The sequence below is a fragment of the Citrobacter arsenatis genome (assembly GCF_004353845.1).
Lineage (GTDB): Bacteria > Pseudomonadota > Gammaproteobacteria > Enterobacterales > Enterobacteriaceae > Citrobacter > Citrobacter arsenatis.
In genome coordinates, this window is record NZ_CP037864.1 from 818171 (window position 1) to 831122 (window position 12952).

The 12952-nt window shown below is 55.3% G+C and carries 11 protein-coding genes and 1 riboswitch; of the genes, 4 read left to right on the forward strand and 7 right to left on the reverse strand.

Annotation, left to right across the window (positions count from 1 at the left end):
* Positions 1-30: 30 nt before the first annotated feature.
* Together araA and araB are read right to left on the reverse strand one after the other, a co-directional pair.
* Positions 31-1533, reverse strand: coding sequence for an L-arabinose isomerase (gene araA, locus E1B03_RS04850; RefSeq protein ID WP_133085767.1), 1503 nt, complete (start codon positions 1531-1533; stop codon positions 31-33).
* Between the two features lie 10 nt (positions 1534-1543).
* Positions 1544-3253, reverse strand: coding sequence for a ribulokinase (gene araB, locus E1B03_RS04855; protein WP_133085768.1), 1710 nt, complete (start codon positions 3251-3253; stop codon positions 1544-1546).
* A 339-nt stretch (positions 3254-3592) separates the two neighbouring features.
* Between araB and araC the strand changes: the two genes are divergently transcribed.
* The gene (gene araC / locus E1B03_RS04860) at positions 3593-4438 is read left to right on the forward strand and encodes an arabinose operon transcriptional regulator AraC (RefSeq protein ID WP_103768415.1); all 846 of its coding nucleotides are present in this window, start codon (positions 3593-3595) and stop codon (positions 4436-4438) included.
* 119 nt (positions 4439-4557) lie between these two features.
* The gene (locus E1B03_RS04865; RefSeq protein ID WP_103768414.1) at positions 4558-5325 is read left to right on the forward strand and encodes a DedA family protein; all 768 of its coding nucleotides are present in this window, start codon (positions 4558-4560) and stop codon (positions 5323-5325) included.
* 97 nt (positions 5326-5422) lie between these two features.
* Here the strand turns inward: E1B03_RS04865 and thiQ are convergent, their stop codons facing one another.
* The 4 genes from thiQ to sgrR all read right to left on the reverse strand — a co-directional run bounded on the left by thiQ (position 5423) and on the right by sgrR (position 10733).
* A complete protein-coding gene (gene thiQ, locus E1B03_RS04870; RefSeq protein ID WP_133085769.1) occupies positions 5423-6121 on the reverse strand; it encodes a thiamine ABC transporter ATP-binding protein ThiQ in 699 nt (232 codons plus the stop codon).
* Entirely contained in the window at positions 6105-7715 is a 1611-nt protein-coding gene (gene thiP, locus E1B03_RS04875) for a thiamine/thiamine pyrophosphate ABC transporter permease ThiP (protein WP_133085770.1), read from the reverse strand. Before thiP ends, thiQ begins: the two co-directional genes overlap by 17 nt.
* Positions 7691-8674 (reverse strand): thiamine ABC transporter substrate binding subunit, encoded by a 984-nt coding sequence (thiB, locus tag E1B03_RS04880; protein WP_133085771.1) that lies wholly within the window; start codon positions 8672-8674, stop codon positions 7691-7693. Before thiB ends, thiP begins: the two co-directional genes overlap by 25 nt.
* A gap of 232 nt (positions 8675-8906) precedes the next feature.
* Positions 8907-9030: riboswitch (TPP riboswitch) on the reverse strand.
* Between the two features lie 47 nt (positions 9031-9077).
* Complete coding sequence (gene sgrR, locus E1B03_RS04885) at positions 9078-10733, reverse strand: HTH-type transcriptional regulator SgrR (RefSeq protein WP_103768410.1); 1656 nt, start codon at positions 10731-10733, stop codon at positions 9078-9080.
* Positions 10734-10832: 99 nt separating this feature from the next.
* On the opposite strand from sgrR, the gene sgrT reads away from it, so the two are divergent.
* A complete protein-coding gene (gene sgrT / locus E1B03_RS04890) occupies positions 10833-10955 on the forward strand; it encodes a glucose uptake inhibitor SgrT (RefSeq protein WP_016151681.1) in 123 nt (40 codons plus the stop codon).
* Positions 10956-11071: 116 nt separating this feature from the next.
* On the forward strand, positions 11072-12250 hold the full coding sequence (locus E1B03_RS04895) for a sugar efflux transporter (protein ID WP_103768409.1): 1179 nt from the start codon (positions 11072-11074) through the stop codon (positions 12248-12250).
* 88 nt (positions 12251-12338) lie between these two features.
* Here the strand turns inward: E1B03_RS04895 and leuD are convergent, their stop codons facing one another.
* Entirely contained in the window at positions 12339-12944 is a 606-nt protein-coding gene (gene leuD / locus E1B03_RS04900) for a 3-isopropylmalate dehydratase small subunit (RefSeq protein ID WP_133085772.1), read from the reverse strand.
* Between the last annotated feature and the right edge of the window lie 8 nt (positions 12945-12952).

A 12952-nucleotide genomic window follows, 5' to 3' on the forward strand; every position in this document is an offset into this window, starting at 1 on the left:
GAAATGCCACCGGGCAATCCGTTTCGATAATTAACGTTTGAAGCCGTAATACACTTCGTTCCAGCGCAGCGCGTCCTTAAAGGCCGGCAGACGGGTATCGTTGTCGATCACCGCGATCTCGATATCGTGCATTTCAGCGAACTGGCGCATGTCGTTCAGATCCAGCGCGTGGCTGAACACGGTGTGGTGCGCGCCACCGGCGAGGATCCAGGCTTCAGAGGCGGTTGGCAGATCCGGCTGGGCTTTCCACAATGCGTTAGCCACCGGCAGTTTCGGCAGGGAATGCGGCGTTTGAACCGTGTCGATGCAGTTAACCAGCAGGCGATAGCGATCGCCGAGATCGATCAGGCTGGCAACCACTGCCGGGCCGGTTTTAGTGTTAAAGATCAAACGGGCGGGATCGTCTTTACCGCCAATACCGAGGTGTTGTACGTCGAGGATCGGTTTCTCTTCCACCGCAATGGACGGGCACACTTCCAGCATGTGCGAACCGAGCACCAGATCGTTGCCTTTCTCGAAGTGGTAGGTGTAATCCTCCATAAATGAGGTGCCGCCCTGCAGACCGGTTGACATCACCTTCATGATGCGAAGCAGAGCGGCGGTTTTCCAGTCGCCTTCGCCCGCAAAGCCGTAGCCTTGCTGCATCAGACGCTGTACAGCCAGACCCGGTAGCTGTTTCAGGCCGTGTAAATCTTCAAATGTAGTGGTGAAGGCGTGGAATCCACCCTGTTCCAGGAAGCGCTTCATCCCCAGCTCAATACGGGCTGCTTCCAGTACGTTCTGACGTTTTTCACCGTGGACTTGCGTTGCCGCCGTCATGGTGTAAGTGCTTTCATACTCATCGATTAGCGCGTTGATTTCGCCGTCGCTAATTGCGTTGACTACCTGCACCAGATCGCCCACGGCCCAGGTGTTTACCGAGAAGCCGAACTTGATCTGTGCAGCGACTTTATCGCCATCGGTAACCGCAACTTCACGCATGTTGTCGCCAAAACGGCAGACTTTCAGATGGCGGGTATCCTGTTTGGACACGGCCTGGCGCATCCAGGAGCCGATGCGTTCGTGCGCTTGTTTGTCCTGCCAGTGACCGGTGACCACGGCGTGCTGCTGACGCATACGTGCACCGATGAAGCCGAACTCACGGCCACCGTGCGCGGTCTGGTTCAGGTTCATGAAGTCCATATCAATGCTGTCCCACGGCAGAGCGGCGTTGAACTGGGTGTGGAACTGCATCAGCGGCTTGTTGAGGATGGTCAGGCCGTTAATCCACATTTTGGCCGGAGAGAAGGTGTGCAGCCAAACCACCAGACCTGCGCAGCGATCGTCGTAGTTAGCGTCACGACAAATAGCGGTAATCTCGTCAGGTGAAGTACCCAGCGGTTTTAACACCAGTTTGCAGGGCAGTTTAGCTTCAGTATTCAGTGCGTTAACGACGTGCTCGGCATGTTGGGTTACCTGACGCAGGGTTTCAGGGCCATACAGATGCTGGCTACCAATCACAAACCACACTTCATAGTTATCAAAAATCGTCATTGTCGTGTCCTTAATGTGTCAGGGTTGCCAGGTCTACCGGGGCTTGTTGCGCCGGAGCGGCAGTCGGAAGGTATTGCTGTTCAGCGCTTACCGCCCATTGCTGGTAGCGGCGGTAAAGCTGTTCAAAACGTTGAGCCTGCTCTGAGCGAGGTTGCAGCGTGTTTTCCACGGCGCTCGCCATCTGTTGCTGAGCGGCTGGGATATCGGCGTGTACTTTCGCGGCAACGGCGGCGAAGATAGCCGCCCCGAGCGCGCAGCACTGGTCTGAAGCGACAATCTGCAGCGGACGGTTCAGCACGTCACAGCAGGCCTGCATGATGACCGGGTTCTTACGCGCAATACCGCCAAGCGCCATGACGTTGTTTACCGCAATGCCTTGTTCGGTGAAGCATTCCATGATGGCGCGTGCGCCAAAGGCGGTGGCGGCAATCAGACCACCGAACAATGCTGGCGCGTCGGTTGCCAGATTCAGATCGGTAATTACGCCTTTCAGACGCTGGTTGGCATTAGGCGTACGGCGACCGTTGAACCAGTCGAGCACCACCGGCAGATGATCCAGCGATGGATTTTTTGCCCAGGCCTCGGTTAGCGCTGGCAGCAGCTGTTTTTGGCTGGCTTTAATCTGGTTCTGCAGCTCCGGATGCTGCGCGGCAAGCTGTTCCAGCGGCCAGCTCAGCACGCGGCTAAACCAGGCATAGATATCGCCGAATGCAGATTGACCCGCCTCGAGGCCAATGAAATGCGGCACCACGCTGCCATCAACCTGGCCGCAAATGCCTTTCACCGCGCGCTCGCCGACGCTGTGCTTGTCGGCAATCAGAATGTCGCAGGTCGACGTGCCGATGACTTTCACCAGCGTATTAGGCTGTGCGCCTGCGCCGACCGCACCCATATGACAGTCAAAAGCACCGCCGGCAATCACCACGCTTTCCGATAGCCCCAGACGCTGCGCCCACTCGGCGCACAGGGTGCCAACCGGCAGGTCGGCCGTGAAGGTGTCGGTAAACATTGGGTATTGCAGATGGCGGTTGAGGATTGGATCAAGTTCGTCAAAGAAACTGGCTGGCGGCAGGCCACCCCAGCTTTCATGCCACAGGGATTTATGCCCTGCGCTGCAGCGTCCGCGGCGAATATCCTGTGGACGTACAGTATTGGAGAGCAGGGCAGGAACCCAGTCACACAGCTCGATCCACGAAACCGCGGCCTCAGCAACCGCGCTGTCCTGGCGAGTCACATGCAGGATTTTGGCCCAGAACCATTCGCTCGAATAAATGCCGCCGATATAGCGGGAGTAATCGATCTTGCCCGGCGTGTGGCACAGGCGGGTAATTTCTTCAGCTTCTTCTACAGAGGTGTGATCTTTCCACAGAACAAACATTGCATTCGGGTTTTCCGCGAACTCCGGACGCAGCGCCAGTACATTGCCGTCGGCATCGATGGGGGCCGGGGTTGAGCCGGTACTGTCAACGCCAATGCCGACCACTTCCGCGCGCTGTTCAGCGCTCAATTCGGCCAGCACGGTTTTCAGCGCTGCTTCCATTGATTCGATGTAGTCACGCGGATGATGGCGAAACTGGTTGTTTGGGCCATCGCAATACTGCCCTTGCTGCCAACGTGGGTACCACTCTACGCTGGTGGCGATCTCCTCGCCGGTGGCGCATTCCACAGCCAACGCGCGTACTGAATCACTACCAAAATCGAGGCCAATTGCAATCGCCATCGTCTTACTCCATCCAAAAATACGGGTATGGATAAACAGTAGTGAGTGGGGACAAAAACCGTCAGGCAGGATCCGCTAATCTTATGGACTAAAATGCTGTGGCATCACAAAGTGTGACGCCGTGCAAATAATCAATGTGGACATTTCTGCCGTAGTTATAGACACTTTTGTTAGCTGATTTTGACGCTGGCATAGTACATGTTTTTTACAAATTGCTTTTCACAAGCGGGGTTGATGGTCCATTACCGCAAACGCTGCGGCCCGCAGGGGCGACGCCGATGATGTCTGGCGTAATATGGACAAATTGTTTCTTAGCAGAACATAGGGAGTATTGAAATTATGGCTGAAACGCAAAACGATCCCCTGCTACCAGGCTATTCGTTTAACGCGCATTTGGTGGCAGGATTAACCCCCATTGAGGCAAACGGATACCTGGATTTTTTTATCGACCGACCGCTGGGTATGAAGGGCTATATCCTCAATCTGACCATCCGTGGCGAAGGGGTTATCAATAATCAGGGCAAGCAGTTTGTCTGCCGACCCGGTGATATTTTGCTGTTTCCACCCGGAGAAATTCACCATTACGGACGCCATCCTGATGCCAGCGAATGGTATCACCAGTGGGTTTACTTTCGCCCTCGCGCCTACTGGCAGGAGTGGCTGACCTGGCCGGCCATTTTTGCCCAGACCGGTTTTTTTCGTCCGGATGAAGCACATCAGCCACATTTTAATGAACTGTTTGGGCAGATAATCAACGCCGGGCAGAGAGAAGGTCGCTATTCCGAACTGCTGGCGATCAATTTACTGGAGCAGTTGCTGCTGCGGCGGATGGAAGCCATTAACGAGTCGCTGCACCCGCCGATGGACAACCGCGTACGCGATGCCTGTCAGTACATCAGCGATCACCTGGCGGACAGCAATTTTGATATCGCCAGCGTCGCGCAGCACGTCTGCTTGTCGCCTTCCCGTTTGTCGCATCTCTTTCGCCAACAATTGGGCATTAGCGTATTAAGCTGGCGCGAGGATCAGCGCATCAGCCAGGCCAAGCTATTGCTGAGCACCACACGTATGCCCATCGCGACGGTGGGCCGTAATGTGGGCTTTGACGATCAGCTCTATTTCTCTCGCGTTTTCAAAAAATGTACCGGTGCCAGCCCGAGCGAGTTTCGCGCTGGATGTGAATAAAAAGTGAATGATGTGTCCTGAAAGTTGTCATAACTCGCAATCTATTCAGACAATTGATGGCTTGACGAAGTTGAGAAGGGTTATCAAAATCCCTGCTTCGTAAATCTGACGGACACATTATGCAAGCATTGCTGGAACACTTTATTCTCCAGTCCGCCCTGTACTCCCTGATCGCCGTACTTCTGGTGGCCTTTTTGGAGTCGCTGGCGCTGGTTGGCCTGATTCTGCCCGGTACCGTGATGATGGCGGGGCTGGGGGCGCTGATTGGCAGCGGCGAACTGAACTTCTGGCATGCCTGGCTTGCGGGCATCATTGGTTGCCTGTTGGGGGACTGGATCTCCTTCTGGCTGGGCTGGCGCTTTAAAAAGCCGCTGCACCGATGGTCATTTATGAAAAAGAACAAGGCGTTGCTGGATAAAACCGAGCACGCGTTGCATCAGCACAGCATGTTTACCATTCTGGTGGGCCGTTTTGTGGGGCCGACGCGTCCGCTAGTGCCGATGGTGGCGGGCATGCTGGATCTGCCTGTCGCTAAATTTATCGTCCCGAACATTATTGGCTGCGTTCTGTGGCCGCCGTTTTACTTCCTGCCAGGGATCCTGGCGGGGGCGGCAATCGATATTCCTTCTGATATGCAGAGTGGGGATTTCAAATGGTTGCTGCTGGCGACGGCGCTGCTGCTATGGGTGGGGGGCTGGTTTTGCTGGCGGTTGTGGCGCAGTGGCAAAGCGGCTGTCGATCGCTTAACCGCGTATTTCCCCCGCAGCCGTTTGCTGTATCTGGCACCGTTGACGCTCGGGATCGGCGTGGTCGCGCTGGTGGCATTATTGCGCCATCCGCTGATGCCGGTGTATATCGATATTTTGCGCAAAGTGGTGGGGTACTGACGATTCCTTTGCCGGATAGCGGCTTCGCCTTATCCGGGCTACAAAATGTGCGGCCTGTAGGCCGGATTAGGCGTTTATGCCGTCATCCGGCAACGCATTATGCTTTAATGCCCAATAGCGCCGAGGCGCTGGCCTGACCGCGTAATAACTCATCCGTTTTGCCCTGCCAGGCGATACGCCCATCGGCGACCACAATCGAGCGGGGCGCAATTCGCGCCGCATCTTCAACGCTATGGGAAACCATTAGCAACGTAAGTTGCTTCTCGCGACAGACCTCGGCGACCAGCGTTAACATCTCCTGGCGTAGCGCAGGATCGAGCGCAGAGAACGGTTCATCAAGCAGTAAAATGGGTTGTTCCCGTACCAGACAACGCGCCAGCGCTACGCGCTGTCTCTGCCCGCCCGAAAGCTCACCGGGGAGTCGCTCCAGTAGTGAGTCGATCCCCATTTGCTGAGCGATATGGTGCATTTTCTCCCGCTGCAGCGCGTTCAGCTTCAATCCCGGATTAAGGCCCAGGCCGATGTTTTGCTGCACGCTCAGGTGGCTGAACAGGTTATTTTCCTGAAATAGCATGGAAACGGGACGGCGTGAGGGAGGCGTGGCGGTGTGATCTTCACCTTCAATCATCATCGTGCCGCTGGCCGGCGTGAAAAAGCCGGCCATCAGATTCAGCAGCGTACTTTTTCCTGCCCCGCTGGGCCCGAGCACTGCAATCTGCTCACCGCGCTCGACCGACAGCGTAAAGCGCATGGGCAAATGGTGATAAAGCCATGTGATATCAATCAGTTTTAACATTTCGACCCGGCAATTTCTCAATAACGGTAAACAGCGTAAAGCACAGGATCAGCAGCAATAACGCCGTAACCGCGCCATCCTGACTGCGATAAGAGCCAATCTGCTGATATAAATAAAATGGCAGGGTGCGGAAATCCTCATTACCAAATAACGCCACCACGCCAAAATCGCCAATCGACAGCACGCAGGCAAAAGCCATCGCCTGCGCCAGCGGGCGCTTCAGGGCGCGTAGTTCAACCACTTTCAGGCGCGACCATCCCCCAATTCCCAACGACTGACACAGCATACTGTAGCGCGCAGTAACGTCACGCATTGGGTTTTCCAGCACTTTTAGCGCGTAAGGGATCGCCATTAGCGCATTGGTAAAAATGACAATGCCGTCGGCAGATTCGGGGAGTCCAACAGTGTTATTGAGCAGCAGAAAGAAGCCAGTTGCCAGCACGATGCCCGGCATGGCGAGGATCATCATGCCGCTAAGCTCCAGCATTTGACCTGCCAGCACCTGCTGTCGGGCACGCAGTTCACGACTGCTCCATAACAGCATCATGGTGAGTACGACGCACAACGCACCTGCCGCCAGCGCAATGCGCAGCGAAGTTCCCAGCGCCTGCCACAGTACGGGCTGCTTCAGAACATCCAGCACATGGCGGTTAAAGCCATCGACAATCACCGCCAGCAGCGGCGGCAGCAGCAGCAGCAGGGCCAGAATAATCAGCAGAGCGTCTGTCAGGCGGCTGTGCAGACGATCGTCGGGATCGCGCCAGCCCTGAACCAGCGTGGTGCCGGGGGCGATGGCGCGACTCAGGCGTTGGCTGAGCAGTACCAGCGCTAAACAACAAACCATCTGGATCAACGCCAGCATGGCAGCGCGGGCTGGATTATAATCAAAGTTCAGCGCCTGATAAATAGCCAGCTCGATGGTCGTGGCCTGCGGCCCGCCGCCCAACGACAAAACGGTGGCGAAGCTGGCGAAGCACAACATAAAGATGAGTGCCGCAACGGGAAGGATCTGACGGCGCAGCCACGGCCATTCAACAAAGCGGAAGAAATGCCAGCCGCGCATACCCAACTGAGCGGCTAACTGTCGCTGTTCGCCGGGAATATTTTCCAGTGACTGCAGCAGTAAACGGCTGGCCATTGGCAGATTGAAAAAGACGTGCGCCAGCAGAATGCCCTGCAAACCGTACGGTGAGAACGTCCACTCCAGCCCGAATGTATGCCAGAGCGAAGCCAGCCAGCCCTGACGACCATAGACGCTAAGAATACCGAAAACCGCGACCAGCACCGGCAGGATTAACGTCATCGCGCACAGGCGCAACAACGCCAGACGTCCAGGAAAGCGGCGACGATAGAGCGCCCTGGCCAGGAAAATCGCCGGGATGACCGACAGCACTGCGGATAAAAAAGCCTGCCAGAAAGAAAAGCGCACCACGTGCCACAGGTAGTCGTCTTGCCACAGCGAGAGCCATTCTCCCTGCGGGGCGTTAAACCACAGCGCCAGAAACGCGGCCAGGGCTACTGCCACCATCAGCGTGGCGGCGGTAAGCCCTGGAACCAGCCAGCCGGGAATTAACGGCTGACGGCGCGTTGCCATTCGCTAACCCATGCCTGACGTTGAGCCGCAACCTGCTGTGGCGTAAATTCCAGCGCGGAGGCCGGCTTATTCAGTTGCTCGAACCCTGGCGGCAGGGTGATTTGCGTCACGGGATACATCCAGTTGCCGGTCGGAATCGCATTCTGGAATGCCGGAGACACCATAAACTTCAGGAACTTCTCGGCCAGTTCCGGCTGCTTGCTGGCTGCGGTACGGGCGGCGACTTCCACCTGCAAATAGTGGCCTTCGCTAAAGTCGGCTGCGGCGTAGTTATCTTTTTTCTCGGCGATGATGTGATAGGCCGGCGAGGTGGTGTAGCTGAGCACCAGATCGCTTTCACCTTTCAGGAACAGGCCGTAGGCTTCGCTCCAGCCCTTGGTGACGGTAACGGTTTTGGCTGCGAGTTTCTGCCACGCTTCTGGCGCTTTATCGCCATAGACTTTCTGCATCCATAGCAGCAGACCCAGACCTGGCGTGCTGGTACGTGGATCCTGATAAATCACGCGCCATTTTTGGTCGCTCTCTACCAGTTCTTTCAGGCTTTTGGGCGGATTCTTCAGCTTGTTCTTGTCATAAACGAAGGCGAAATAGCCGTAATCAAACGGAACGAATGTCTCGTTTTTCCAGCCGCCGGGTACGTTAACGGCGTCGTTTGCTACACCGCTTTTGGCAAACAGTTTGGTTTGTGTGGCTGCTTCCAGCAGGTTGTTATCCAGACCCAGCACGACGTCGGCTTTGCTGTTTTTTCCTTCCATGCGCAGGCGGTTAAGCAGTGAGACGCCATCTTCCAGCGCGACCAGTTTCAGTTCGCAGTTGCAGTCAGCTTCAAAGGCTTTTTTGATTGTCGGGCCAGGGCCCCAGTCAGCTGCGAACGAGTCGTAGGTATAGACAGTCAGTACAGGTTTAGCGAAGGCAGGCGCTGCGCACAGCAGTAAAAGCGGAAGACATTTTTTAAACACTTTGCACCTCATAAAGTAAAACTCTAAATAATTCGAGTTGCAGGAAGGCGGCGACGCAGCGCATCCCCAAGAGCGTACAGGTAGTACGTGACTGGGGTGAGCGACAAACCTGCCGGGAGCAGATTTGAACGCTGCTTGCAGCGGCCCTGAAAGGGCGAGGCCCATGGATGGGCCGAGTAATAAAGCCAACGCATCTGCAGCTTGAAGTATGACGAGTTAGGTGGCAAAGGACTTGAGCTACAGCCTCAAATCCCTTCGCCGGCATTATCCGGATCAGGTTCGACGGGTATCTCTCAGCCCATACGCAGATCGAATGATTTTGTGTATGTTTTTATTTAGCACCCCGTTGAGAACGGCGTTAGTGTAATGATTTTGTTGCTATGCGGCAATTAAGAGCTGGCTCTTACGGATCCGGTGGCGCAAACCATGCTGATTTAAAATCAAACCAGCCGAGGGTATTCATGCGTAGCCCGCGCATACTGCGCTGTCCCTGAATGATCAGCCAGTGGTGGATCAACGGCACAATAGCTTTTGTGGCGAGCAGCTGTTGGCACCATGCTGCCAGGCTCATTTCGCCCGTTCGCCAGCGAGCCGCATCGTTTTCCCAGTCCCGGGAGATACAGTTTTGCAGCAACGGGACTTCGCACAAATGGGCGAACAGCGAGAAGTCCAGCGGTAGGGTAAAGTTGGCGCTGTTGAGCCAGATATCGCTGACTATTTCACCCGCATGCCATTGATCGTAGTCGATCTCCTGAATATTCAACTGTACCTGATGCTGCGCGAGCAACGTCTTCATGATCTGCGCGATAATCCGATGTTCGATGTGATCGCGATAGTAAGTAAGCGTCAGCGATTCCAGTCCGGCGGGTTTTTCACCATGGCCGGGCTTGGCGTGATGCCAGCGGGGAAGCAAACCGTAGGCGGGAAACCACAGCCGCTGATACTGTTCGTCGGCGTGGCAGATTAAATTCGTTGGCGAGAGAACGCGGCTAACCCACTCGCGGACCTCCTGATTCGCGCCACGGTGGGTGCGCGTATCAAACAGCAGGTAGTAGCAACCTTCTTCGAGGCGGCTCTCGATCGCCTTTTCATCCTCCGTGGGGCCTTTTAACGTTAACCCACCGCCAGGCTCTTCGCCGATGTCGGGTAGCACCCAAACGTTAACTTCGTCGATCAGCGCCCGGTAGCCAAAGTAATCATCAAATGCGTGGATTTTCAGCTGATTATTGGTGTTGCGCATCACCGCATACGGACCGGTGCCAATCGGGTGGCTGGAGAAGTTATTCAGCGTTTCCCATTCTCGCGGCAGGATCATGGCGGGGACTTGCCCCAATAACCAGGGAAGCCAGCGGTCGGGCTGGGCCAGATGGATATCCAGCGTCCAGGCCGTGGGCGAGACTATTTGCGTGATGTGTGAGTACAGCGGTAGAGCGTTAATGCGCATCAGCGAGGCGATGACATCTTCCATTTCCAGCTCGCGGCCATGATGGAAATGGATCCCCGGACGCAGGAAGAATCGCCAGTGTAAAGGGGAAATCTGCTGCCAATGATGGGCGATATCCGCTTCCAGTTCCCCGTTTTCCTCATTTACCCGAATTAAGGCGCTGAAGATTTGCCGGGCGATATGGGTTTCGGAACGGCGTAGCGCCGTACCGGGAAGCAGGTTGTGCATAGGACGATAATAGAGAACGCGCATGATGTGTCGACCCTGGCGAAAGCTGCGGCCAAGGTGGGAGACCAGCATCTGCCGGACGGCCGTTTTGTCACCGACCAGTTGCACCAGTTGATCGATACGATCCTGTTCCAGCAGGTCTTCTGCGCGCTGCTGCTGGAGTGCCAACCCGGTATAGAGGAATGTCAGGCGCGAGCGTTTTCCTCGCCCTACTTCGGCTTCCCATGTTAACCAGCCGCGATCCTGCATGGTATTAAGCAGGGTTCGCATATGGCGGCGCGAGCAGCTCAGCAGATCCGCCAGCTCGTTCAGCGTCGTGTCTTGCGTTTTGCCATCGCAGCATTGCCACAGACGGATGAACTGTTGTTGCAAACGACCTGAAGACATAAAAGGGGAACTCCCGCGGAAAACTCAGCAATTTTATAATCCCTATATTAAGCCAATAATAGATTCCGATGAAGCGATGAGACAACGAAGGGGTCATCTATGCGTCAGTTCTGGTTGAAGTACTTTACCGCGACGGAAAAATCGTCCTGGTTGGCTTGCCTGAGCGCACCGCAGCGCTTAAAGATGCTCGAAGAGCTGATGCAGTGGGAGGTGACAGCCTGACTCCTGAATTGGGAATTGCAGACATCATGTGTGACTGAGTATTGGTGTAAAATCACCCGCCAGCAGATTTTTTTCTGCTGGCTTTTTTCGTATCAGCCCAGCCAATAGGGATAACAATGCTCTGGATTATGACCATGGGACGGCGCCTCAACGGCGTTTACGCAGCGTTTATGCTGGTCGCTTTTATGATGGGCGTGGCGGGGGCATTGCAGGCACCCACGCTGAGCCTGTTTTTGAGCCGTGAAGTCGGGGCGCAGCCATTTTGGGTCGGGCTGTTTTACACCGTCAATGCAATTGTCGGGATCGTTGTCAGCCTGGGCCTCGCGAAACGATCCGACAGCCAGGGCGATCGGCGTAAGCTGATCATGTTCTGTTGCCTGATGGCAATCGGCAACGCGCTGCTGTTTGCGTTTAATCGCCACTATCTTACGCTGATCACCTGCGGTGTGCTGCTGGCCTCGCTGGCGAACACCGCCATGCCGCAGCTGTTTGCACTGGCGCGCGAATATGCTGATAACTCCGCGCGTGAAGTGGTGATGTTTAGCTCGGTGATGCGTGCGCAGCTTTCACTGGCCTGGGTGATTGGCCCGCCGCTGGCCTTCATGCTGGCGTTGAATTACGGCTTTACGGCGATGTTTTCCATTGCCGCAGGAATTTTTGCCATTAGCCTGGTGCTAATTGCGCTGATACTGCCGTCCGTCGCGCGGGTGGAGCAGCCTGTAGATGTGCCGCTCGAACAAACCGGCGGTTGGCAGGACAAAAATGTGCGCATGTTGTTTATTGCCTCCACGCTGATGTGGACCTGCAATACCATGTACATCATCGATATGCCGCTGTGGATAAGCCTTGAGCTGGGCTTGCCGGACAAGCTGGCCGGGATCCTGATGGGAACGGCGGCTGGGCTGGAAATTCCGGCGATGATTTTGGCGGGCTATTACGTGAAGCGCTTTGGTAAACGGCGAATGATGATCGCGGCCGTTGCGGCGGGCGTGCTGTTTTATCTGGGGTTAATCTTCTTTCACAGCCGTACGGCGCTGCTGGTGCTGCAACTGTTTAACGCGGTATTTATCGGTATTATCGCCGGGATAGGTATGCTGTGGTTTCAGGATTTGATGCCCGGACGAGCGGGTTCTGCGACCACATTATTTACCAACAGTATTTCAACGGGGGTCATCCTGGCAGGGGTGATTCAGGGAGCCGTTGCGCAAAGTTACGGTCACTTTGCCGTCTATTGGGTGATAGCGGCAATTTCTGTGGTTACGCTGGTGATGACCGGACGGGTGAAGGACGTTTAGTCATATTGCCGGATGCGCTGCGCATCCGGCCTACACATAATCCATACCTGTAGGCCGGATAAGCGCAGCGCATCCGGCATCACAATGATTAGCGCATAAACGCAGGTTGTTTGTCTTCGTATTCGGTGATGGCGGCTTCGTGCTGCAGCGTCAACCCGATGCTGTCCAGACCGTTCAGCATGCAGTGGCGGCGGAAGTCATCGATTTTAAAGCTGTAGGACTTATCGCCTGCTTTTACCACCTGAGCTTCCAGGTCCACTTTAAATTTAATGCCCGGATTGGCTTTTACCAGGGCAAACATTTCATCTACCTGCGCGTCGCTCAGGGTCACCGGCAGCAGTTGGTTGTTGAAGCTGTTGCCGTAGAAGATGTCGGCGAAGCTTGGTGCGATCACTACTTTAAAGCCGTAATCGGTCAGCGCCCATGGCGCATGTTCACGTGAAGAACCGCAGCCAAAGTTTTCCCGTGCCAGCAGAATTGACGCGCCTTTATATTCCGGGAAGTTCAGCACGAACTCTGTATTAGGCTGTTGCCCCTTTTCGTCCAGGAAACGCCAGTCGTTAAACAGATGGGCGCCAAAACCGGTGCGCGTAACCTTCTGCAAAAACTGTTTAGGAATAATAGCGTCGGTATCAACGTTGGCGGCATCCAGTGGGACAACCAGGCCGGTATGTTGGGTAAATTTCTCTGCCATGGTAGTTT

Coding starts and splice junctions, on each gene's coding strand:
- araA (WP_133085767.1), bottom strand. CDS start 1,533: ATGACGATTTTTGATAACTATGAAGTGTGGTTTGTGATTGGTAGCCAG.
- araB (WP_133085768.1), bottom strand. CDS start 3,253: ATGGCGATTGCAATTGGCCTCGATTTTGGTAGTGATTCAGTACGCGCG.
- araC (WP_103768415.1), top strand. CDS start 3,593: ATGGCTGAAACGCAAAACGATCCCCTGCTACCAGGCTATTCGTTTAAC.
- E1B03_RS04865 (WP_103768414.1), top strand. CDS start 4,558: ATGCAAGCATTGCTGGAACACTTTATTCTCCAGTCCGCCCTGTACTCC.
- thiQ (WP_133085769.1), bottom strand. CDS start 6,121: ATGTTAAAACTGATTGATATCACATGGCTTTATCACCATTTGCCCATG.
- thiP (WP_133085770.1), bottom strand. CDS start 7,715: ATGGCAACGCGCCGTCAGCCGTTAATTCCCGGCTGGCTGGTTCCAGGG.
- sgrR (WP_103768410.1), bottom strand. CDS start 10,733: ATGTCTTCAGGTCGTTTGCAACAACAGTTCATCCGTCTGTGGCAATGC.
- sgrT (WP_016151681.1), top strand. CDS start 10,833: ATGCGTCAGTTCTGGTTGAAGTACTTTACCGCGACGGAAAAATCGTCC.
- E1B03_RS04895 (WP_103768409.1), top strand. CDS start 11,072: ATGCTCTGGATTATGACCATGGGACGGCGCCTCAACGGCGTTTACGCA.
- leuD (WP_133085772.1), bottom strand. CDS start 12,944: ATGGCAGAGAAATTTACCCAACATACCGGCCTGGTTGTCCCACTGGAT.